Below are 1282 nucleotides of genomic sequence, written 5' to 3'. Positions count from 1 at the left end.
TGGCCTGTCCCCGGTGAATGAGGCCGCCTGGTTTTAGAGTCCTTGTTGGCCCTGGTGAGGGCCGGAAGGGACACTGAAGAACATGGCAGGACGGAAACGGCATTCCGCGGAAGACATCGTGCGGAAACTGCGCCGTGCCGACGAGCTCGCCGCGGAAGGCCGGACCGGTGAGCAGATCGCCGCTGACCTGGGAGTATCGGCGGCGACGCTCTACAACTGGCGTCGCTCCTACGGCGGGATGGACACCGACGCGGCGAAAGAGCTCAAAGAGCTCCGCGAGCAGAACAACCGGCTCAAGCGGCTCCTCGCGGACGCGGAGCTGGAGAAAGACGCGTTGCGGGAGATCTCCAAGGGAAAATTCTGAGCCCAGCGGCCAAGCGTCGAGCCGCCGACATGCTCCAGCAGGTGATGGGCGTGTCGGAGCGGTTCGCTTGCAAGGTTGTTGGGCTCCACCGGTCCACGTATCGACGGCTGCCGGCCGCGCACACCCCATACGATCCCGACGCCGGAGCACGCAAGTGGCTGCGTTCGTATGCGGCGAAACATCCGTGTCATGGGTTCCGGCGGGCGTGGGCGGCGTTGCGGTTCGACGAGGGCCACCGAGTGAACCGCAAACGTGTCCACCGGCTCTGGCGTGAAGAAGGCCTGCAGGTCCGCGCGTACTCGCCTCGGAAACGTGCCGGACAGTCCTCGGCGCCGATAGTCGACGCCGATGCTCCGAAAGTGGTGTGGGCGCTGGATTTCCAGTTCGACTCCACCATCGACGGGCGAGCGGTGAAGATCGCGTCGATGGTCGATGAACACACTCGCGAATCGCTACTGCACCTGGCTGAACGCTCGATCACCGCTGAACGCTTGGTCGCCGAGCTGGAACGGGTGTTCACCGCTACCGGTGGTCCACCGAAGGTGCTACGTATGGACAACGGTCCGGAAATGATTTCGGTTGCACTGCAACAATTCTGCGCCGATCGCGTCGGGATCGCCTACATTCCGCCGGGAACACCGTGGAACAATGGATACATCGAGTCGTTCAACCGACGGCTGCGCCACGAATGCCTCAACCGCAATCACTGGACCAGCCTGCTCGAAGCCCGCGTCGTGATCGGCGACTTCAAAACCGACCACAACCACCGGCACCGACACTCGGCGCTGGGCTACCGAACTCCGGCCGAGTACGCTGCGACCTGCAGCCACACCCATCACCCCGTGGCCTGCGACATCAACTGACACCGATCGACCCCGGACTCAAATACCGGATGGTCGCAACACCGGGGACTGGCCA

Annotated in this window: 1 protein-coding gene; it reads left to right on the top strand. The window is 63.7% G+C overall.

The features are described from left to right. The first annotated feature begins 82 nt into the window (after nucleotides 1–82). Nucleotides 83–1227 (top strand): IS3 family transposase gene (locus tag NV2_RS30480; protein ID WP_157103175.1). Its coding sequence is split into 2 segments (ribosomal slippage): nucleotides 83–347 and nucleotides 347–1227, totalling 1146 coding nucleotides; the frame shifts between segments, so codons are not numbered across the junction. Nucleotides 1228–1282: the final 55 nt, after the last annotated feature.

It is taken from the genome of Nocardia vermiculata NBRC 100427 (assembly GCF_001613265.1).
Lineage (GTDB): Bacteria > Actinomycetota > Actinomycetes > Mycobacteriales > Mycobacteriaceae > Nocardia > Nocardia vermiculata.
Note: the sequence above shows the minus strand (reverse complement) of the source record. Positions and strands in the feature narration are given on the sequence as shown.